General features: G+C 61.8%; 19 protein-coding genes. 13 read left to right on the top strand and 6 right to left on the bottom strand.

The features are described from left to right. Positions 1-69: 69 nt before the first annotated feature. The 3 genes from YWU_RS0103620 (at position 70) to YWU_RS0103610 (ending at position 2,966) form a co-directional block, all read left to right on the top strand. Positions 70-678, top strand: coding sequence for a DUF6230 family protein (locus YWU_RS0103620; RefSeq protein WP_240484045.1), 609 nt, complete (start codon positions 70-72; stop codon positions 676-678). Further along, a complete protein-coding gene (locus YWU_RS14975) occupies positions 668-2,224 on the top strand; it encodes a DUF6114 domain-containing protein (RefSeq protein ID WP_051259989.1) in 1,557 nt (518 codons plus the stop codon). The genes YWU_RS0103620 and YWU_RS14975 overlap by 11 nt, the downstream gene beginning before the upstream one ends. Before the next feature lie 157 nt (positions 2,225-2,381). Continuing rightward, a complete protein-coding gene (locus tag YWU_RS0103610) occupies positions 2,382-2,966 on the top strand; it encodes a TetR/AcrR family transcriptional regulator (protein ID WP_027019393.1) in 585 nt (194 codons plus the stop codon). Positions 2,967-2,992: 26 nt separating this feature from the next. Here YWU_RS0103610 and YWU_RS14970 read toward each other — a convergent pair whose 3' ends face one another. The 5 genes from YWU_RS14970 to YWU_RS14960 form a co-directional block, all read right to left on the bottom strand. Next, positions 2,993-3,589 carry a TetR/AcrR family transcriptional regulator gene (locus YWU_RS14970; protein ID WP_051259988.1) on the bottom strand — a complete coding sequence of 199 codons (597 nt, stop codon included), beginning with the start codon at positions 3,587-3,589 and terminating at the stop codon, positions 2,993-2,995. A gap of 98 nt (positions 3,590-3,687) precedes the next feature. Next, positions 3,688-4,296, bottom strand: coding sequence for an enoyl-CoA hydratase-related protein (locus tag YWU_RS14965; protein WP_240484048.1), 609 nt, complete (start codon positions 4,294-4,296; stop codon positions 3,688-3,690). Beyond that, positions 4,185-4,442: a Clp protease/crotonase-like domain-containing protein gene (locus YWU_RS18550; RefSeq protein ID WP_240484044.1), complete on the bottom strand. Its 258-nt coding sequence runs from the start codon at positions 4,440-4,442 to the stop codon at positions 4,185-4,187. The genes YWU_RS14965 and YWU_RS18550 overlap by 112 nt, the downstream gene beginning before the upstream one ends. A 30-nt stretch (positions 4,443-4,472) precedes the next feature. Then, positions 4,473-5,633 carry an acyl-CoA dehydrogenase family protein gene (locus tag YWU_RS0103595; protein WP_205618286.1) on the bottom strand — a complete coding sequence of 387 codons (1,161 nt, stop codon included), beginning with the start codon at positions 5,631-5,633 and terminating at the stop codon, positions 4,473-4,475. A 60-nt stretch (positions 5,634-5,693) separates the two neighbouring features. Then, the gene (locus tag YWU_RS14960; protein WP_051259986.1) at positions 5,694-6,971 is read right to left on the bottom strand and encodes an ATP-binding protein; all 1,278 of its coding nucleotides are present in this window, start codon (positions 6,969-6,971) and stop codon (positions 5,694-5,696) included. A 153-nt stretch (positions 6,972-7,124) separates the two neighbouring features. On the opposite strand from YWU_RS14960, the gene YWU_RS0103585 reads away from it, so the two are divergent. The 7 genes from YWU_RS0103585 to YWU_RS0103555 all read left to right on the top strand — a co-directional run bounded on the left by YWU_RS0103585 (position 7,125) and on the right by YWU_RS0103555 (position 16,297). Then, complete coding sequence (locus tag YWU_RS0103585) at positions 7,125-8,705, top strand: carboxyl transferase domain-containing protein (protein WP_034646929.1); 1,581 nt, start codon at positions 7,125-7,127, stop codon at positions 8,703-8,705. A gap of 22 nt (positions 8,706-8,727) precedes the next feature. Then, on the top strand, positions 8,728-10,698 hold the full coding sequence (locus tag YWU_RS0103580; protein WP_027019390.1) for an ATP-binding protein: 1,971 nt from the start codon (positions 8,728-8,730) through the stop codon (positions 10,696-10,698). 20 nt (positions 10,699-10,718) lie between these two features. Then, positions 10,719-11,879, top strand: coding sequence for an acyl-CoA dehydrogenase family protein (locus tag YWU_RS0103575; RefSeq protein WP_027019389.1), 1,161 nt, complete (start codon positions 10,719-10,721; stop codon positions 11,877-11,879). 3 nt (positions 11,880-11,882) lie between these two features. Further along, positions 11,883-12,407: a MaoC family dehydratase gene (locus YWU_RS0103570; protein WP_027019388.1), complete on the top strand. Its 525-nt coding sequence runs from the start codon at positions 11,883-11,885 to the stop codon at positions 12,405-12,407. Continuing rightward, positions 12,404-13,234: an HpcH/HpaI aldolase/citrate lyase family protein gene (locus YWU_RS0103565; RefSeq protein WP_027019387.1), complete on the top strand. Its 831-nt coding sequence runs from the start codon at positions 12,404-12,406 to the stop codon at positions 13,232-13,234. The genes YWU_RS0103570 and YWU_RS0103565 overlap by 4 nt, the downstream gene beginning before the upstream one ends. Before the next feature lie 11 nt (positions 13,235-13,245). Beyond that, complete coding sequence (locus tag YWU_RS0103560) at positions 13,246-14,940, top strand: AMP-binding protein (protein ID WP_205618292.1); 1,695 nt, start codon at positions 13,246-13,248, stop codon at positions 14,938-14,940. Between the two features lie 151 nt (positions 14,941-15,091). Continuing rightward, on the top strand, positions 15,092-16,297 hold the full coding sequence (locus YWU_RS0103555; protein WP_027019385.1) for an acetyl-CoA C-acetyltransferase: 1,206 nt from the start codon (positions 15,092-15,094) through the stop codon (positions 16,295-16,297). A 123-nt stretch (positions 16,298-16,420) separates the two neighbouring features. Here YWU_RS0103555 and YWU_RS0103550 read toward each other — a convergent pair whose 3' ends face one another. After that, the gene (locus YWU_RS0103550; protein WP_034646927.1) at positions 16,421-18,019 is read right to left on the bottom strand and encodes an LCP family protein; all 1,599 of its coding nucleotides are present in this window, start codon (positions 18,017-18,019) and stop codon (positions 16,421-16,423) included. 92 nt (positions 18,020-18,111) lie between these two features. On the opposite strand from YWU_RS0103550, the gene rfbD reads away from it, so the two are divergent. The 3 genes from rfbD (at position 18,112) to manB (ending at position 21,048) form a co-directional block, all read left to right on the top strand. Then, a complete protein-coding gene (rfbD, locus tag YWU_RS0103545; protein WP_027019383.1) occupies positions 18,112-18,942 on the top strand; it encodes a dTDP-4-dehydrorhamnose reductase in 831 nt (276 codons plus the stop codon). Between the two features lie 10 nt (positions 18,943-18,952). Then, positions 18,953-19,855 carry a glycosyltransferase family 2 protein gene (locus YWU_RS0103540; protein ID WP_051259985.1) on the top strand — a complete coding sequence of 301 codons (903 nt, stop codon included), beginning with the start codon at positions 18,953-18,955 and terminating at the stop codon, positions 19,853-19,855. A gap of 110 nt (positions 19,856-19,965) precedes the next feature. Continuing rightward, positions 19,966-21,048, top strand: coding sequence for a mannose-1-phosphate guanylyltransferase (gene manB / locus YWU_RS0103535; protein WP_027019381.1), 1,083 nt, complete (start codon positions 19,966-19,968; stop codon positions 21,046-21,048). Positions 21,049-21,182: the final 134 nt, after the last annotated feature.

The raw sequence follows: 21,182 nt of genomic DNA, 5'->3' as shown, positions 1-21,182 counted from the left end.
CATGTTGTTGCCTAGATCACTGTCAGTGATCGCCGGGGCAGGTCCACCAGGGTCCGCCCGGTACGCACAGTGGTTGACAATTATATTTCTGAGAAGGGACTCCCGATGGGCTACATGCGGAAGCTGCGTTTCGCTTCAATTCTGGCCGGAGGCATCATTGCCGCCGGTGGTACCGGCGTGGCGATGGCCCAGGGCGGCATTTCGGCCAACCTCGCACTCTCTGGCACCGTGATGGACATGACTGTCGGCAGCATGACCGGTGATACAACCAGCCTTTTCGTTGGTTCTGAAGAAGTAGACGGCGGCGCAACCGGTGTCTCGAACTTGAAGTTCGTAGGTGCCACCGCAAGCGACGTGTGCCTCTCTGTCCCGATCCCGAACATCCCCGGTCTTGGCGAAGCAGTCTTTAAGCTGCAGGTCCCGGGCCAGAACTTCTCCGCCGAGAACCTTCTCCTCGGTGCGAAGTCAGTCGACGGTGACCTGACCATGACTTCCGCGCAGATCGGTGTCGACGCCAACCAGGTCGATAGCCGCGCAGCCCAGGGCTCCTGGGGTCTGTTCACCAACCAGCTGCTCGTAAACGACACGCGAATCGAAGCCACGTCGCTCGCGGCGGATCAGCTCTCGGTCGCGGGCGCGCAGATTAATGTGCTCCGAGGATCCGACAGTGGCTGCTGATCGCAAAGAAGACCCCACAGTCAGTTTCCCCAAGGTTCCCGAGGACGGCCAAAAGTCCCTTCAGGGGCAGGACAACGTGCCGTCCTCTGCGCTCGAGGATCAGGACCTGAACTCTGAGCTCGGTATGGCTGAGTCCTCAGATCCTAAGGACGAGTACGGGGTCTTTGAAGAAGACGAGTTCCTCGAGACTGAGGCCTACAACCCTTGGGATGACTCTGAGGTCGAGGAGATCGACGACGAGCAGGTGACCGAGGTCGGCTACGCCGACGGTGATGTTGCAGAGGCTGAGGCCGAGTCTGAGCTCGAAGAAAACGTAGATGCTGAGGCAGCTGCCGCCGCTGGCAAGGGCAAGCGCAACTCACGTTTTGCCGAGTGGCGTGGCCAGCGTCCGTTCGGCGCCGGTCTGCTGATGATCATGGGCGGCGCCGTGATCATGTCCCCGGCGTACCTCACTTTCCAGCTCTCGGGCATCATCATCAGCCTCTCGACGATCTCTGGTGTCTCGACCCTGCTGATCGGCGTGATGCTGATCGTCTGTGGCCTGATGACCTGGTTCAAGGGCGAAGGTCGAATCCTCACCGGTGTCGTGGCACTGATCCTGTCGATTGTTGCGTTGCCGACCTCCAACTTCGGTGGTTTCATTCTGGGCACCTCACTGGCAATGGTCGGTGGTGCCTGGGCGCTTTCCTGGAGCCCAATGCCCAAACCTGCCAAGGAAATGGGTGGTCTCACCCGCAAGGAGCGCAAGGAGCTCAAGCGGGCAGAAAAGCTCAGCCGGAAGTCGGCTGCCACAGGTGCGACGGCCATCGTCGCGATCGCAGCCCTGGCTGGCGCCCATACCTTGGTGGCTCCTCCTGAGGCTAAGGCCCAGTGGCTCGATGGACTGCCGGAGATTCCCGGCATCACCGTCCCGGACGAGGCCGGCGGGCAGCTCCTGCCGGAAACTCCGGGGCTTCCGGAAATTGAGCTTCCGGATATCGGCGGGATTGAAGAGTCGATCGATGATCTGCTGGAGCAAGGCGATGAAGCCGCGTTCGAGTTGGGTCGCACGATCTCTCCACAGGAACTCGGTGCGATGCCGGTGTCTGATCAGAACTTCACCATCAAGGCGGACGCAGTGCGCCTGATCGACAACGTTTCGTTGTCTGTTTCCAACGTCATCACGACGTCGGGTCAGTCGAAGCCTGCGCTTCGCATCGCAGCAGACAAGGTGGAGCTCGATAACCTCACCCTCGAGGCCCCGAACAGTGCCTTCCCCGCGTTGAACAAGACGGCTAAACCAGGTGTGGTCACCACACTGGAGGGCAACTTCTCCATTCTGGTTGAGGTCGCAACGATGACGCCGGTGATCGCTGGTCTCGAGACGATTTCTCTGACGATCGATGCAAACTGGGTCCCGGAAGACATCGAGTCCGCTTTGGCCTCGATCGCTATTAACCTTCCGGCGTTGATCTCAGACCAACTGGTTATCAAGGATGCAGTCCTGGACTCGTACATGGTCGAGAGTGACTCCCTGAAAACGAGTGCCACACTGGTCGCTCAGTAGGCAGGGACGTGGCACCGAGGATTCTCGGCGCGGACCCGGCACAGGCTTCATGCCTGGGCCGGGTTTTTGTTTCTGGAGCCATGTCGGCGGCACCGTACTGTGCGGAAAGTTCACCAACGTTCAGTTAACAGCGGCTAATTAAAGCTAAGATGACCACATGAACCGACGAGCTGAAGTGCGAGAGCAACGGCACGCCGCCATCCTGACCGCAGCGGCTGCGATTATCGCGGACCGCGGTTATCACTCAACCAGGCTGGAGGATATCGGCCAGGCGGTCGGTATCAGCGGCCCGGGACTGTACCGGTACGTCACTGGTAAAGAAGATCTCCTTGGGCAGATTCTCATCGACATTTCGGTGCGACTGGTGGCGGGCGCGGAAGCCGTCGTAAAGCGCTCTGAGATTGAAGGCTGGGGATCCGACCAGACCATGCGGGAGCTGATTGACTTCCACGTGAACTTCGCCGTGACTGACCCGGACCGTATTCGGGTGCAGGAGCGGGAGGGGCGGAACCTGGGCGATGAAGCCCGAGAGACGGTTCGGTCGCTTCAGCGGAAGTACTTGGAGATGTGGATTGACACCTTGCGGTCGGCTCAGCCGGGACTCAATCGTGAGGATGCCCGGATCAAGGTGCAATTGGCCGCTGGCCTGATCAACTCGTCACGGCACACGGTCCGTTGGGCGGGGCCGGAGCGAGTCCGGCGCCTCGCCACTGAGATGGCTGCAGCTGGCCTAGGGATGTAGGTCCCACGGCGGTGCCAGGGCGCCGATTAATTCAGGCGTTTAGCGGTTTGATCGAACGCCACAGCAAAAGCCTGAGCCATGCGCTCGGCGTGGTCTGGGTTGTCGATCAGCATCGTCGATAAGCCCAATCCGCGTGATAAGTCCAAGAGCATTCCCACCATGCGCCGCGTCTGTTGGTCACTGAGGTCAGCCTTGAGGACCTGCGCGGACATCTCGTACACCGAACGGGAGATGAGCTCCTCAGCAGGCAGCACGATCTCGCGGACCTTGGGATCATTGGCAGCAGCGGACCAGACGTGAACCGCGGCGCTGTAGGAGCTGTCATTGAAGAAAGCGATGACGAGGCGAATCATATCGAGCGTCTCGATCTCACCCTTCTCCTCGTGCAGTGCGTCTAGCGATGATGTCAGGCTGTCTCTGCGCTGCTCGAAGAAGAAGGTGAGTACCTCCTTGATCAGGCTCTCCCGGGTAGGAAAGTGGTGCTGTGCAGCGCCCCGGGAAACGCAAGCCTCTTCCGCGACCTGTCCGATGGTCATCGAATGCAGACCGCGTTCGGAGACCACGCGGAGGGTCGTCTCGAGCAGTCGCTGCCTAGTCTCCCGACTGCGGTCTTGCTTCGGCATCCTGGACAAAATGCGGTTCCTTCCTGATCAGGCGGATACTGGTACTGCATCAACCTGTGTAGCTGCGCCCGGGATAGCCAAGAGCAGCGGTGCATGGGTCACGGTACCGCAGCCCTCGAAGGCTCCCGGCGCTCACGGAAAGCGAAGATTCCCTCGATCGCTTCCTCAGTGAGGAACAGGCTGGCTGACTTTGCTGCCAGAGTATCTGATTGGGTATCAAAACTTTCTCGTAACTGACGATTAAGTAACGATTTGGTCTCGCGCAGGCCTTGCGGCGAGCACTTGAGAGCCTCAGTGCTCCAGGCATTAGCCCTCGCTGTGGGATCCTCGACTGTCTCAGTGATGAGGCCAATGCGCTGTGCCTCGTCGGCTCCGAACGTGTCGGCGCTTAGCAAGTGATACGCCGCGGCCCGGGGGTCGACCTTCGGCAGCGGGGTCAGCGTGATCATCGCTGGGGCAACGCCGATGCGTGCCTCGGTGACGCCGAAAGTGGAGTTCGGAGAAGCAAATGCAATGTCACAGGCTGCGACGATTCCAGTGCCGCCGGCACGAACGTTGCCATCGACGACGGCGACAACCGGCTTCGGCGTCGTGACTATGCCGTGCAGCAGGCCGATGAACAACCGAGCGGTGTCCTCGATTGCGTTGAGGTCGACCGCCTTGAGGTCTGCGCCAGCGCAGAAGGTGTTTCCGGTGTGGTCGACGATGATCGTGCGGATTGATTCGTCCTCAGATGCCTAGTGAGGGTGTCGGTGAAGTCCTCGATCATCTGCGGGGACAGCGCATTCTTGTTCTCTGGGGAATTCAGCGTGATGCGGGCAGTGCCGCCCTGCGTGGTGTAGTGGATCGCCATGATGTCTCCTGGTAGTTCGTCGGTAGTGGATCAGTAACTCTTGGGAAGGCCCATCATGTTCTGGGACACGTAGTTCAGAATCATTTCGCGGCTGACCGGCGCGATCCGGCCGAGTCGGGACGCGGAGAACATCCTCGCGAGTCCGTACTCCGTGGTCAGGCCATTGCCGCCGAGGGTCTGAACGGACTGGTCCAGTGCCTTCGCGGAGATCTCACCCGCGGCATACTTGGCCATGTTTGCCGCTTCGAAGATGTCACCGGCGTCGAACAGTGACGCGGCCTTTTCTCCCATGAGTTTCGCCAACTCCAGTTCGATCCGGCACTGGGCCAGCGGGTGGGAGACTCCCTGGTGGGCTCCGATTGGCTGGCCGAAGACGGCGCGGGTCTTGGCGTACTCGGTGGCGATGCGCAGAGCGTATTCAGCACTGCCTACGGCCATGGCAGTTGCCATGATGCGCTCCGGGTTCAGGCCCATAAAGAGCTGGGTCATGCCGGTGTCTAAGGATCCGATGAGGTTGTCCTCGGGGATGCGCACCTCATCCAGGAACAACTGGAACTGCCACTCGGCAAGCTTCACTTCCATCGGGATCTGATGGGCGGTGAATCCGTCCGAGTTGGTCGGAACCATGAAGAGGCCCGGGGTGTACTTGCCGGTCTCCTCGTTTTTCACGCGGGCGACGATGAGAACGGAGTCAGCGACGTCCACGCCCGAGACGAACGTCTTCTGACCGCTAATTACCCATTCGCCATTTTCCATGTGAGCCGTGGTGGTGATCTTGTGAGTGTTCGTGCCAGCGTCCGGCTCGGTAATTCCAAAGGCTGCGATGTACTCGCCGGAGGCGATACCCGGCAGCCAGCGCTGCTTCTGCTCCTCAGTACCGGCAGTGTTAATGATCGTGCCGATAATGGCCGGGGAGACCTCCAGCATCAGCAGCGGAGCGCCATGGGTGGCCAGTTCGCGCTGGACAATTGCCAACTCAGTGATGCCTGCACCGCCGCCGCCGTACTCCTCTGGGAGGTTCACTCCGATGAAGCCCAGCTCGCCGGCTTCCTTCCACAGCTCCATCGGGTATTCACCCTCGTCGGCCTTGGCATACATGTACTTCGCGCCGTACTTCTCACCAACGCCGGCCACCGCCTTACGTAGGTCGCGGTGCTCGGAGGTCTCGGTGAAGTTCAGGGGATTGGACATGTTCTCTCCTTGAGAAAGTGGTGTGTCTGTGAGGTGTTGTGTGTGCAGGTCGATGAGGCGTTAAGCGCCGGATTCGACCACTGCGAGGACCTTGCCGGATTCAACCTGGTCGCCGACGGACACGGCTAGTTCGGTGACTTCACCGTCTGAGCCGGCCCGGATGCCGTGCTCCATCTTCATGGCCTCGAGCGACAGCAGGATGTCGGCCTTGGACACGGTGTCTCCGACTGCAACGTGTACGGCAGTGACCGAACCTGGCATCGGTGCCAACAGAGAACCCTCGGCAACTGCGTCAGCCGGGTCTTCGAAGCGAGGCAGGACGGTCAGGGACAGCGGGCCGAGTCCGGAGTCGACCCCAAGTGAGCCGTCTGCGTGCAACTGCACTCGGAAAACTCGGTTGAGCCCGGCCCGGTTGATACGGACAGTGGCTTTGGCGGCACCGCCGGCGGTGGGAACCACATCGACGGACTCGATGCTGATCTCCGGGTCGTCGGCGGCGACGGTGGAGGAACGGGAACGTCGTAAAGCAACGGTGATTTCTTCTTCGCCCAACAGGAAACGACGAGAGGAAGACGAGGTGCCGACATTGCGGAAGCCGAGCGGGAAGTTGGACAGCGGCCCGGAGGCACCAGCGATCTCGTCAAGAGCTGCTGCTGCGGCAATGGAGCTGAGGGAGGTGGCGGAGGCGTCGAGAAGCGGCTCGGTGAGAGCCTCGAACCGATCCCCGGACAGGAACCCAGTGTCGAAGTCACCGGAGCAGAACTCCGGGTCCTCCAAAATCCGGACCAGTAATGCGCGGTTGGTGTCGAGACCGTGGATGCGGGCGCGGCGCAGCGACGCTGCCAAACGGGCCACTGCTTCACCACGGGTCTGCCCCCAAGAGATAACCTTCGCCAGCATTGCGTCGTAGTGCACGCCGACATGCGCAGGAGCACCCGGCGAGGGGTCGACGCCGGTGTCGAGGCGGATACCTGGGAAACCCGGACCTTGGAATTCAGCGACGACATCGTCGAATTCCAGTGCCGTGAGGTTTCCGGACATCGGCCGGTATTCATTGGAAGGATCTTCGGCGTAGAGGCGGGCCTCCACCGACCAACCGAGCGCCTCTGGGGGCTCGAGGGAGGGGAGCGGATGCCCAGCAGCGACCGAGAGCTGCAACGCCACCAGATCCAGCCCGGTGGTTGCCTCGGTGACTGGGTGCTCGACCTGAAGTCGGGTGTTGACCTCAAGGAAGAAGAACTCACCCTTGGCGTCCGCGAGGAACTCCACGGTGCCGGCGCCTTCGTAGCCGATGGCGTCTGCGGCGGCGCGGGCTGCGTCGAAAAGCCTCTCTCGCATGCCGATAATGGTTTTCGGCGTAAACGCCTGGAGTCTGGCTTTTGTTTTCCTTGCCATCTTCATTTTCGGAACAAACTCTTGCCGTGTGTCCTGCGTCACGTTAATCTGGCCCCATATCGGTTAGTTAATGTTAATTCACGGAAGTGGGAACTGATGGCGACAACAAATCGGGAGCAGCACGAGGGGCTGGTCCGAGACCTCCGTGACAGGCTGGCGCTCGCTGCACAGGGAGGATCTGAAAAGGCTCGCGCCCGCCATATGGAGCGAGGCAAATTGCTCCCGCGGGACCGCATTACTGAGTTGTTGGACCCTGGCAGCCCTTTTCTTGAGTTCGCGCCTCTTGCGGCCAACGGCATGTATGGAGATGCAGCGCCGGCGGCGGGCATTATTGCTGGTATCGGCCTCATTAATGGCAGACGATGCATGGTCGCTGCCAATGACGCGACGGTTTCCGGCGGTACCTATTACCCAGTGACCGTGAAGAAGCACCTTCGGGCGCAGGAAATAGCGGATGACAACGATCTGCCGTGCATCTACCTAGTGGACTCAGGCGGCGCAATGTTGTTGAGCCAGGAGGAAGTGTTCCCCGACAAGGAGCACTTCGGGCGGATCTTCTACAACCAGGCCAACATGTCTGCCCGTGGGGTACCGCAGATTTCTGCAGTAATGGGGTCGTGCACCGCCGGTGGCGCTTACGTTCCGGCGATGTCGGATGAGACTGTCATCGTCGGTGACCAGGGCACGATCTTCCTCGCCGGTCCGCCGCTGGTGAAGGCCGCTACCGGCGAAGACGTCACCCCTGAGGAGCTCGGTGGAGGAGAACTACACGCGAAGGTCTCCGGAGTCGTCGATCATTTGGCTCATGATGACGAGGATGCGCTGGCGATTGTGCGAGGCATCGTCGACACGCTCCCGCAGCCAGCAGCGCCTGCATGGCACGTGGGGGAAAGCACCCCGGCGTCGCGCGACCAGAAGGACCTCTACGACGTGGTTCCGGTGGACCCGAAACAGCCTTACGACGTCCACGAAGTCATCGAGATCCTCGTCGACGGCGGTGACTACAAGGAATTCAAGGCGAACTACGGAACATCGCTGGTTACTGCCTTCGCGACGTTGCACGGACACAAGGTCGGGATCATCGCCAACAACGGCGTGTTGTTCGCTGAGTCCGCGCAGAAAGGTGCGCACTTCATCGAACTGTGTGACCAGCGCGGAATCCCCTTGATCTTCCTGCAGAACACCACCGGATTCATGGTTGGTCGTGAGTACGAGTCCGGCGGCATCGCCAAACACGGCGCGAAGATGGTCACCGCCGTCGCATCGACGCGGGTTCCGAAGTTCACCGTCGTTATCGGTGGAGCGTTCGGCGCCGGTTACTACTCCATGTGCGGCCGGTCCTACTCGCCGCGGTTCATGTGGATGTGGCCCAATGCGCGCATCGCAGTGATGGGTGGACCGCAGGCAGCGATGACGCTGTCGACCGTTCGTCGCAATCAGATTGAGCGCACCGGTGGGCAGTGGTCCGAGCAGGAACAGGAGGACTTTGAGCGTCCGGTCCGCGAGACCTTCGAGGAGCAGTCCAGCTGCTGGTATTCGACCGCTCGACTGTGGGATGACGGTGTGATCGACCCCGCCGACACCCGCCGGATGCTGGGGATGGCGTTGGACGTCGCCTCCGGAAAGCCCCTGCCAGAGACTGCCGGACACCAGGGCTTCGGCCTCTTCCGGATGTAGCGAAAAGGCCACGGAGAATCACATGAATTACATCGACACAGTTCTCGTTGCCAATCGCGGCGAGATCGCCTGCCGCATCATCCGCACCCTCCACGAGCAGGGAGTTCGCACTGTCGCCGTCTACTCCGACGCCGACCGCGACGCACCGCACGTGCACCTGGCGGATACGGCGGTGCACATCGGCCCGTCCCCAGCACGGGAGTCCTACCTCGTCGCGGAGAAGATCATCGACGCCGCCGCGCGCACGGGTGCTCAGGCTATCCACCCCGGCTACGGGTTCCTCTCGGAAAACGCAGCGTTTGCTGGGGCCTGCGCAGACGCTGGCATCATCTTCATGGGTCCACCCGCTAGCGCGATCGAGACGATGGGTGACAAGATTTCTGCGCGCGAGGCCGTCGAGAAGCGTGGTGTGCCCACCGTTCCGGGTATCTCCCGACCAGGCCTGAGCGACGCGGACCTCATTGACGCCGCGCCGGGCATTGGCTTTCCCGTTCTCATCAAGCCATCCGCCGGTGGTGGAGGCAAGGGAATGCACCGCGTCGACGACGCGAATTCGCTTCCCGACGCCCTCCGCACCGCACGCCGCGAAGCCTCCAGTGCTTTCGGCGATGACACACTCTTTCTCGAGCACTTCGTAGACACCCCGAGGCACATCGAGGTCCAGGTCCTCGCTGACAGCCACGGGACGGTCATCCACGCAGGTGAGCGCGAGTGCTCGCTGCAGCGCCGCCACCAAAAGGTGATCGAGGAAGCACCGAGCGTGCTTCTTGATGAGGCGACCCGCGACCGCATCGGCCAGGCAGCGTGCGATGCGGCCCGCTCTGTGGGTTACGTCGGTGCTGGCACCGTGGAGTTCATCGTCCCGGCAAATGAGCCGGACACCTTCTACTTCATGGAGATGAACACCCGCCTTCAGGTTGAGCACCCAGTGACGGAGGAAATCACCGGACTGGACTTGGTGGCGATCCAACTCGACATTGCTCGGGGACTGAAGCTCCCGCTATCGCAGGAGGACGTGAAATTTACCGGGCATTCCATCGAGGCTCGGATCTACGCGGAGGACCCGGCGGCAGGGTTCCTGCCGACCGGAGGCGTCGTACAGCACGTGGTTGAACCCGCCGGATCTGGAGTTCGGGTGGATTCCGGCATCACTGACGGCTCAGAGATCAGTATTCTTTACGACCCGATGCTGATGAAAGTCATCGTTCACGGCGCCGACCGCGCCGAGGCGTTGGCTCGGCTGGATGCTGCACTTGCGGGAACCGTGGTGGCCGGGGTCGGAGTGAATACCGACTTTTGCCGGTATCTCATCAATGTGCCAGAGGTCGTCGCCGGAGCCCTCGACACTGGACTGCTGGATCGGGTCGCCGGTGACTTCGTCGCTGCTCATATCCCTGACGAGGCACTCATCGCCGCCACGATGCATGATCTGAACTCTCGATGGCCCGCCGGCGGCGCTGACTCCGCCTCACCCTGGCAGACCCCGGACGGATGGAGGCCCTCTGGCCCCGTCGCCACGACATTGCGGTGGGAGGGCGACGTGACTGTGGAAGTCACTGGAACGCCGGAGGCCGCTGCCGTCGTCATCGATGGGGGAGAGCCCCACAGTGCCTCGGTCAACAGCGATCGCACCGTCATCGACGGGGTCAGCCGTCGGTGGTCGGTCTCGGTCACCGGCGAGTACTGGGTGGTCACCGCAGACAGCGGCCAGGCCTGGTCGCTGCGCCGTTGTGCGCGCATTCGAGCGGCCGCGGATGCAGAGGCCGGAGACGGCCAACTGCGCTCACCGATGCCCGGTTCGGTCATTGCAGTGTCAGTGGAGGACGGCGCCCACGTCGAAGAAGGTGATGCCGTCCTTGTCGTAGAGGCCATGAAGATGGAGCACACCCTGCGCGCCCCACATGCAGGTGAAGTGACCTTCTCCGTCACCGCCGGAGACCAGGTGGGTTCAGGTCAGCTGCTGGCCGAAGTCACCGCAGAGAACAACGAATAACACGAACCAAGGAGAACACCATGACTGACCTCAACACCGCTGTCCTTCCCTCCGAGTACCTCGAACTGCAGAAGGTCGTCCGCGACTTTGCCGATAACGTTGTCGATCCGGTGGCCGCGGAGAACTACCGCAACCATCAGTTCCCCTATGACGTGGTGAAGCAGATGGGGGAGATGGGCCTGTTCGGTCTGCCCTTCCCGGAGGAATACGGCGGCATGGGCGGCGACTATTTCTCGCTGTGCATCGCGCTGGAGGAGCTCGGCCGCGTCGACCAGTCCACGGCGATCACCCTCGAGGCAGGTGTCGGACTCGGTGCTATGCCGATCTATCGCTTCGGCACTGAAGAGCAAAAGCAGAAGTGGCTGCCGGACCTGGTGACGGGCCGGGCCCTGGGCGGTTTCGGCCTGACCGAAGCAGAAGCAGGATCGGACGCTGGAGCCACCCGCACCACTGCCCGAGAGGACGGCGACGACTTCATCATCAACGGCAGCAAGCAATTCATCACCAACTCCGGAACCGACATCACCTCGCTGGTCACCGTCACCGCCGTCACCGGCCAGAAGGAGAACGGGAAGAAGGAGATCTCCACGATCATTGTTCCCGCTGGCACTGAAGGGTTCACCGCGGAGCCGGCCTACGACAAGGTCGGCTGGAACTCCTCCGATACCCACCCGCTGACGTTCAAGGACGTGCGAGTGCCGAAGGAGAACCTGCTTGGTGAGCGTGGCCGCGGCTACGCGAACTTCCTGTCCATCCTGGCGGAGGGACGTATCGCCATCGCAGCCCTTGCCACTGGAGTCGCGCAGGGATGCGTCGATGAATCAGTGAAGTACGCGAAGGAACGTAAGTCGATGGGCCGTTCCATCTCTGAGTATCAGGCAGTGTCGTTCAAGATTGCCCGCATGGAGGCACGCGCTCATGCTGCCCGCACCGCCTGGTACGACGCAGCAGCGAAGATGATGAAGGGCGTCGATTATCGCCGGGAGGCGTACATCGCGAAGCTGCTGTCGTCTGAGTCTGCGATGGATAATGCCCGCGATGCCACGCAGGTCCACGGCGGATACGGCTACATGAACGAGTACCGCGTCGCCCGTCACTACCGCGACTCGAAGATCCTGGAGATCGGCGAAGGCACCACCGAGGTCCAGCTCATGCTCATCGCTCGCGGATTGGGGTTGTAGGAAATGACACAAGATTCGCTTCCCGACGCCCCCGTCATCACCCAACGCGGCCTCTGGTTCGAGGAATACACCGAGGGTGTGCGGTATCTGCACTGTCCGGGTCGAACCGTCACTGAGACCGACAATGTGATGTTCACGACCCTGACGATGAACACCCAGCCCCTGCATCTCGACGCACACTGGGCATCCCAGCAGCCGGGCTTTGGCGGTGAACGGCTGGTCAACTCCATGTGGACCCTGTCCACGGTGGTGGGGCTGTCTGTCTCCCAGCTCACTCTCGGCACGATTGTCGCGAATCTTGGATTCGGGGCGATTTCCTTCCCGGCGCCGATGTACCACGGAGATACCCTTTATGCAGAAACGGTATGCACCTCGAAGCGGCTCAGCGGATCGCGCCCGGGGCAGGGAATTGTCGAACTGGAGCACATCGGCCGGAACCAGCACGACGAGATCGTCTGCAGGGCTACCCGCACAACCCTCGTCCAGTGCGATCCAGCCGGGCGCGACTCAGATGGAGACCCCTCATGACTGCCTGGATCCCACCGGGGCCAGCGATTTTGTTCTGCCCAGCCGACCGTCCTGAGCGGTTTAGTAAAGCCGCTGCTGCCGCTGATTGCGTCATCCTCGACCTGGAGGACGGCTGCCGACCCGAGAACAGAGCAGCCGCACGCCAGCACGTCATCGACAGTGACCTTGACTCTGATCGCACGATTGTCCGGGTCAATCCGGCTGACACCGAGGATTTCGACCTTGATGTCGAAGCCCTCGCAGCCAGCGGATACTCCCTGGTCATGCTCGCCAAGACTGAGAGCACCGAACAGGTCACGAGGCTGCAGGGCTACCTCGTGATTGCTCTGGTCGAAACCCCGAAGGGTGCCGTGGCAGCAGAGCCAATCGCCGAGGCAGCGCCCGTCGTAGCGCTGCTGTGGGGAGCTGAAGATCTCACTGCGGGACTGGGAGGGTCCTCGTCGCGCCGGGCTGATGGAACGTATCGGGACGTCGTGAAGCATGTTCGTTCGCGGGTCCATCTCGCCGCCGGTGCCTTCGGCAAAACGGCACTGGATTCGGTGTATCTAGATATCCCCGATACCGCCGGCCTACGTGAGGAAGCGCTGGATGCCGCAGCCGGTGGCTATGGGGCGACCGTGTGCATTCATCCTTCGCAGGTGCCGGTGATCCGCGAGGCATACCGACCCGACGACGACCAGGCTGACTGGGCCAGACGATTACTGGCCGAAGCAGAGAACAATCGAGGCGCATTCCGATTCGACGGCCGCATGGTCGACGAACCCCTGTTCCGCCAGGCACAGGCCATCGAACGCCGAACCCGCGCCGCTACACCCCAAGGAGAATGACAATGTCCGACATGACCCAGGTCCAGACCGTCCCCACCTCCTACGGCCGAACGGCGGTTGATGAGAACGGCAATGCCCTCTCGCACGTCTATGGTCCCGGCATCGACCAGGGAGTCGCGCCATTGCGTGAGGAAACACTGGCCGCGAACCTGCGGGCGATGGTGGAGAAGCATCCAGGACGAGACGCGATTGTCGACGTCTACGCGGACGTGACCTTCACCTACGAGCAGCTTTACAACAAGGTCCTGCGATTGGCTTCGGCAATGCATGATGCCGGCTATCGCAATGGCGACCGCATTGGTATCTGGTCAACCAACCGGTGGGAATGGATCATCGTCCAGTACGCCTGCCACTTGCTGGGACTGGTGGTGGTCAATATCAATCCGTCCTATCGCCAGCATGAGCTGAACTACGTCCTGGAAAAAGTCGGCGTGCGCTGCGTGTTCGCAGCCCGCAGGTACAAGGACTCCGACTACCGCTCCATGCTCACTGAAGCGAGGAAGCAGCGCGGAGTGGAGCTGGAGGAGATCGTCTACTTCGGCTTACCGGAGTGGTTCGACAAGGTTCACCACGATGTGGATGACCTCTCTGCCGCAATCGCAGAGGTTGACCACCATGATGCCGCAAACATCCAGTTCACCTCCGGAACCACCGGTTTTCCCAAGGGCGCGACTCTTAGCCATCGCAATATCCTCAACAACGGTTACTTCATCGGTGAGTTGCTTGGTTACACAGAAAAGGACCGTGTCTGCCTGCCGGTACCGTTCTTCCACTGCTTCGGGATGGTGCTGGGAACTATCGCAACATTCAGTCATGGAGGTGCAGTAATCATCCCAGGCCCAACCTTTAAGGCGCGGGAGACGCTCAAGGCTGTGCATTCCTCACGGGCCACTTCGTTGTATGGCGTTCCGACGATGTTCATCACCATGCTGGAAGAAGCCCACGACCACGAGGAGTATGGCTCTCCGTATGACCTGTCGACGCTGCGCACGGGCATCATGGCAGGCACGTCGTGCCCGTCGAAGACGATGCATCAGGTGATGGAGCACCTCAATATGGAGGAAATCGCCATTTGCTACGGAATGACCGAGACATCTCCGGTGTCCATGCAGACGCACAAGGACTCGCCTCTGGACAAGCGGGTAAACACTGTGGGGTTGGTCCATCCACATCTGGAAGTGCGAATCGTCGACGAAGACGGGCAGACAGTACCGCGGGGCGAATCCGGCGAGATGCTTACCCGCGGTTACTCAGTGATGAAGGGTTACTGGAACCACCCGGAGAAGACCGCCGAAGCCATCGATGAGGACGGCTGGATGCATACCGGCGACCTCGGAGCGATGGATGAGGACGGTTACGTGGCAATCACTGGCCGGATCAAGGACATGCTCATCCGCGGTGGCGAAAACATCTACCCGCGAGAGATCGAGGAATTCCTTTTCACTCACCCCAACGTTCGAGACGCGCAGGTGATCGGGGTCCCGGACGATCGTTACGGAGAGGAGATCATGGCGTGGGTCGTGCTCGCAGATCCGGATGAGCCTCTCACAGCTGAGAACCTGGCCGAGTTCTCCCGCGGAAAACTCAGTCGGCACAAGATCCCTCGGTATGTGCACGTTGTCGACGGCTTCCCCATGACCACGTCCGGCAAGGTCCGCAAGGTCGAGATGCGGGAAATGGCTCCACGGATCCTTGGTTGGGTCTGAGATCGGGGCGAGCAGACATGGCGCCGACCGTCAAAGTTGGTGAAAGAATGCGATTTACCACTCGCTGGGTTGACAGGTGTAGATAGAATCATCACTGATATCGGGTGGCGTCGACTCAGGCGTCCCGACAGAACGACAACAGGAGTACCCCATGAGCGCGATCCCCGCAGCAAGTCCCGACGATGTCGTCATCCTCACCGGAGCACGAACCCCGCAGGGCAAGCTTCTCGGCCAGCTGGCGTCCCTCGAGGCGGTTGACCTCGGAGCCCACGCCATCCGCGCAGCCGTCGAGCGTTCCGGAGTGTCCCCGGAGGCCGTCGACCGTGTCGTGATGGGCCAGGTCGTCCTGGCCGGCGCCGGTCAGAACCCGGCTCGTCAGGCCAGCATCAAGGCAGGACTGCCGTGGGCAACCACCGCAGAAATCGTCAACAAGGTCTGCCTCTCCGGTCTGACCGCTGTCATCCAGGGCTCGCGCATGCTGCGTCTGGGTGACGCTGAGGTTGTTGTCGCCGGCGGCATGGAGTCCATGACCAACGCGGCACACGTCGCTCGCGGCGTGCGCCAGGGCAAGGCCTACGGCTCCCTGGAGCTGGAGGATTCCCTCAACCGCGACGGACTCGTCGACTCCTTCGATGCTTGCACCATGGGCGAGCTGACCGAGCGCCCCCTGGGTGACTACGGCATTGACCGCGCCGAGCAGGACGAAGTTGCCGCCGCATCCCACCAGCGCGCAGCCAAGGCTCAGGAAGACGGCATCTTCGCTCAGGAGATTGCCCCCATCGAGATCCCGCAGCGCCGTGGTGAGCCGATCGTCGTCGACACCGACCAGGGCATCCGCCCGGACACCACCGCGGAGTCCCTGGGCAAGCTTCGCCCGGTCTTCGTCAAGGACGGCTCCATCACGGCAGCGAACGCATCGCCGATCTCTGATGGCGCCGCCGCGCTGGTCCTCACCACCCGTCGTTACGCCGAGGAGCGCGGCCTGGAGTTCCTCGCCGTCGTCGGTGCTTCCGGACAGGTCGCCGGCCCGGACAACTCCCTGCACGCACAGCCGTCCGACTCGCTGAACGCCGCGCTGTCCCGCGCTGACTGGAAGGCCTCAGACCTCGACTTCATCGAGATCAACGAGGCCTTCGCCGCAGTCGCCATCAAGTCGCTGCGCGAGCTCGACTACCCGGCAGACCGTTGCAACATCCACGGCGGCGCCATCGCCCTCGGCCACCCGGTTGGTTGCTCCGGCGCCCGCCTGACCCTCACCGCCGCCATGGAACTGGCTCGTCGTGGCTCCGGCCGCGCGGGAGTCAGCCTCTGCGGTGGCGGCGGACAGGGCGACGCCCTGCTGCTGTACCGCGCATAAAGAATCGCCTCTCGACGCCCCCAAGCGTCACAAAGACCCCGATCACCGAGTTACTCGGTGATCGGGGTCTTTGCTCTTATCTGGTGTGCGACCAGACCGGAGTGCGGCTGGGCCGCAAGCGGGCTAGTTCACACAGCGCGGTCCATCGCCGCCAGCATCGATCTGTTCGGTGACCGGCTCCTCAATCGCCATGCCTTCCTGGCCGACGATCTCACCGGTTCCGCCGGAGTCGACTGGAGTTTCTTCCTCGACGAACTCAGCGTTCGGGTCGTAGCCCTCCCAAAGGCCCGGCCCGTTGTAGTCACCGGCGAGGGTGACGGAGACTGAGCCGTCGGGAAGCGACGGATCGTAAATCACGGTAAGTCCGCCGAGCTGTTCAGCGATAGCCTGGGCAGCGGGGTCATCAACGTCAGAGGCGTTGACCTGGCTCATGCTGACACCGGAGTACTCAGCGTTGGTGACATCGCCGACACCGAAGCCTTCAGCGGTGATCACGTCCGAGACTCGACTTGCCAGACCATCATTGAACGTTGCGTTGAACACGCTGACGGTGGTCTCAGAGGGGTTGAAGCTCTCGCCGTTCGGTGCCTCATGCTCTTCGTCCTCAGCCGGAATTTCGTCCTCTTCCTCGGCAACGAGATCTTCGAAGTACTTGTGCACCTGGCCGCGATCGACCGTTACGACAGACTCACCCAAATCGCCGACGCCGTCGATGCTCGTCACTGGAATGGTGTCGAAGGTGACATTTCCGCCGGTCAGGCCCTGCATCTGGGTCGCGAAGCCCATGACATCCCAGTCAGAGTCAAGGGTCACCGAACGCTGAACGGCGCCACCTAGCTCGTTGAGTCGCGCAGGGCTGGAAAGAGTGCCTGCCGACAGCATCTTGTTGGCGAAGGACGCCATGAATACCTGCTGACGGGTAATTCGATCCAAGTCACCACGGGGAAGACCGTATCGCTGGCGGACGAAGGACAGCGCATTTGGACCGTTGAGAGTCTGCTCGCCTGCGTCGAAGTCGGCACCGGACAATTCGTCGTAAACGGCGTCATTAAGGCACACGTCGACGCCGCCGATGGCATCGGTCAGCAGCACGAATCCCAGCAGTCCGACCTCAGCGTAGTGGTCGACCTCGACGCCAGTCAGTTCCGCGACGGTGTCGATCAGCGCCTGGCGGCCTTCCTGAGTCGAGAGCGTCTCCACCTCGTTCTCCGGGAACCCTTCGGACTCCAGTCGCTCGGCAGCATCGAGCTTCACCGCGCCGTAGACACCGTTGATCTTCGTGTTCCCCAGAGTGGGGTAGGAGACATACGTGTCACGAGGAATGGAGATGGCCGTGGCCGACGAGCCGTCATTGGGAACACGGATCACCATGATCGTGTCGGTGTTCGTGACGTCTTCCTCGCCGGCGCGGAGCATGTCGATCTCCTCCTGCGCCAACGGGTTACCCTGCGCGTCCGCGCGAGAGTCCGATCCGACGAGCAGAATGTCGGTAGCGCCGTCTTGGTTGTCCCCACCAAGGGAGAACTCACCGCCGGTGCTGAGCCCACCGGCCACTCGTCCGACGGTGTTCCAACCAATTGCACCGATGATGAGGCACAGGGCCGAGACGAGGATGATCGCACCTCGCAGCGGCACCGGAAGTGCCTGCGTGAGGGCTGGTCGGCGGGGTTGCCGCTGCGCTGCCGGTCGCGTCTGGCGGGACCGTTGTGGCGACTCGCTCACTGCAGGTGACCTCCTAGGAATGACGGTTAAAAGGCACACCTGATCTGTGATACCTGTAGCTATCTCATCGATTTTAGTGAAGGAAGTGCAACATGTCGCATCCCGCCGTTGTCTCGGTCGGAGCATCGGGGCAGCTCGGGCAGGCTCTGGCAGCCCGGGGAGTGTCCGGATTCACGCGCCGGGACCTCGACATCACGGATCGGCATGCAGTCCTCGCCGACGAAAAAATCGCAGCAGCAGACGTTCTTATCAACTGCGCAGCCTACACCGCAGTAGACGCCGCCGAGTCTGATCCCGAGGGTGCTTTCGCTGTGAATGAGGAAGGAGCAGCCAACCTCGCGGAGGCATGTGCCCGCTCGGGAACATTCCTCGTGCACCTGTCGACGGATTATGTGTTCGGGGGAGGGGCGCGTCGGGAAGCGTGGCACGTTGACGACCCCACCGACCCTGAGACCGTCTACGGACGGTCGAAACTTGCCGGGGAGCAGGCGGTACGTCAGTCGAGTGCGGACGCCGCAATCGTGCGGACTGCGTGGGTGTGGAACGGACACGAGAAAGACTTCGTCTCTACGATGCTGCGCCTAGAACGCGAACGCGACACCCTCAACGTGGTCGACGACCAGTGGGGAAACCCGACGTGGGTCAGCGACCTAGCCGATGGACTTATGGAGTTCTCCACACGACCGATCCCAGGAACGTTCCACTTGACCGGAACCGGGGCGGCGACGTGGTTCGACTTCGCCCAGGAAGTATTCGAGGTCGTCGGAGCCGATCCGGGCCGGGTCCTGCCGTGCACAACCGCGGACTACCCAACCCCGGCACCGCGACCTGCATGGTCAGTGCTGGATGCCTCAGCATGGGTAGACGCCGGTTTTACCCCACTTCCGGAGTGGCGGAGCAGCCTGCGCCGCGGATTGGCCTAGGCTGTCCCGGGTGAACAGAGGGACTGGGAAAGACAACGGGGAGCTTCCCCTCGGCATCGTCACGGTGACGTACTCACCGGGACGGCATCTACCGGCGCTGGTGGAGTCGCTGCCGGACAACGTCGTGCTGATCCTTGCGGACAATGGCTCCGTCGACGGAGTACCCGAAGAGGTTGCCGCGTCCGATGACCGGGTAATCCTCGTGCCGACCGGAGGCAACATCGGGTATGGCGGCGCCGCCAATCGAGGCATCGCTGAACTGGCACGCATGGGCGAGCGCGGGGAAGTGCGCGACGACTACGTGCTGCTGGTGAATCCTGACGTGACCTTTGACCCCGGAGCGATCGAAGCGCTCCTGGATTGCGCTGGCCGGATACCTCGCGCCGGGTCAGTGGGCCCGCGCATCGAAGAGCCGGACGGGTCAACGTACCCCTCAGCTCGAGCAGTCCCAGAACTTGTCAGCGGAACCGGCCATGCCTTGCTTGCGGACATCTGGCCGAAGAACCCGTTTTCACGCCGCTACCGTGACGACTCCGACATGGACCGTGAGCGCGACGCTGGCTGGCTCTCCGGCTCGTGCCTGCTCTTAGACCGGCAGGCTTTCGACTCCGTCGGCGGGTTCGACAGCAGGTACTTCATGTACATGGAAGACGTTGATCTCGGTGACCGGCTTGGCCGCGCCGGATGGCGGAATGTCTACTGCCCAACATCGGTGATTCGCCACGATCAGGGCCATTCAGCGAAGCAGTACCGCAAGCGCACGCTGATGGCACACCACGAATCTGCCTACCGTTTCATGTCCGACCGGCTGCCAGGTCCCGGACGTGCACCGGTGCGCTGGGCGCTTAAGGCGGGGCTGTGGCTCCGCGTCCGATTGATCTTGGCAATCGGGACTCTGCGGTCCACCCGCTGATCCCATCTAGCTAAGGTTGACCCGTTAATGCCACCGATCCGCGACTTTCCGCGGCAAGTGGAAAAGCCGCGGAACGCCGCGGACACACCGAGCATGACCCGGAGGTAAACATGAGTGATCTCGCAGGCCGCACGGACGCGGTGATCCTCGTCGGAGGAAAAGGCACCCGCCTTCGCCCTCTGACGGTGCATACACCGAAGCCGATGCTTCCTACGGCAGGTGCGCCGTTCCTCAAGCACCTGCTAGGCCGAATCAAGGCAGCCGGAATCACTCACGTGGTGCTCGGTACGTCATTCCGGGCCGAGGAATTCGAGCACGAATTCGGGGACGGATCCGATCTGGGACTCGAGATTGAGTACGTCTTCGAGGAAGAGCCGCTGGGCACCGGTGGTGGCATCCGCAACGTCCTGCCGAAGCTGCGCCACGAGAACATCATGGTGTTCAACGGCGACGTCCTCGGTGGCACCGATCTCGGCGGAATCCTGCAGACGCACGAGTCCTCTGAGGCGGACGTGACGTTGCACCTGGTCCGTGTTCCGGACCCGCGCGCCTTCGGCTGCGTTCCCACTGATGCCGACGGACGAGTGCTCGAGTTCCTAGAGAAGACTCAGGACCCGCCGACCGATCAGATCAACGCCGGTTGCTACGTCTTCCGTCGCGAGATCATCGAAGCCATTCCGGAGGGACGGCCGGTCAGCGTCGAGCGGGAAGTTTTCCCGGAACTGCTCAAGCGTGGTGCGGATGTGTTCGGTCACGTGGACAATGCCTACTGGCGTGACATGGGCACCCCGGCAGATTTCGTCCGCGGTTCCTCTGATCTGGTCCGTGGCATCGCACCTTCTCCTCTGCTGGAGGGCGCACATGGCGAGTCTCTCGTGGATGAATCCGCCTCTGTTGGAGGTGGAGCACTGCTCTACGGCGGAACCGTTGTCGGGCGAGGAGTCGAAGTTGGGGCTGGTGCGCGCCTGGATACGACAGTTCTTTTTGACGGTGTAAAGATCGGAGCCGGCGCCGTCATCGAGCGGTCCATTATCGCCGAAGGCGTGACCATTGGGCCCCGTGCAGTAATCCGAGATGCAGTTATCGGCGAAGGTGCAGATATCGGCGCACGCTGCGAATTCGTTAGTGGCGCCCGAGTCTGGCCGGGAGTAGTTATTCCGGATGGCGGAATTCGATTCTCCACTGATGTGTGAGCATCATCCTGATTGATCACTAGGAATTGTCACCCGGAATAGGTGTAGCAAACTTTAATTGCCGCTTGACCGGGGAGCCCTGCGCGTGTCTAATTACAACTATGTAATTTGAGGTCTGGTGGAGGTCATTCCGG

This window comes from Corynebacterium sputi DSM 45148 (genome assembly GCF_000427865.1).
Taxonomy (GTDB): domain Bacteria; phylum Actinomycetota; class Actinomycetes; order Mycobacteriales; family Mycobacteriaceae; genus Corynebacterium; species Corynebacterium sputi.
This window is presented reverse-complemented; position numbering and strand designations above follow the sequence as displayed.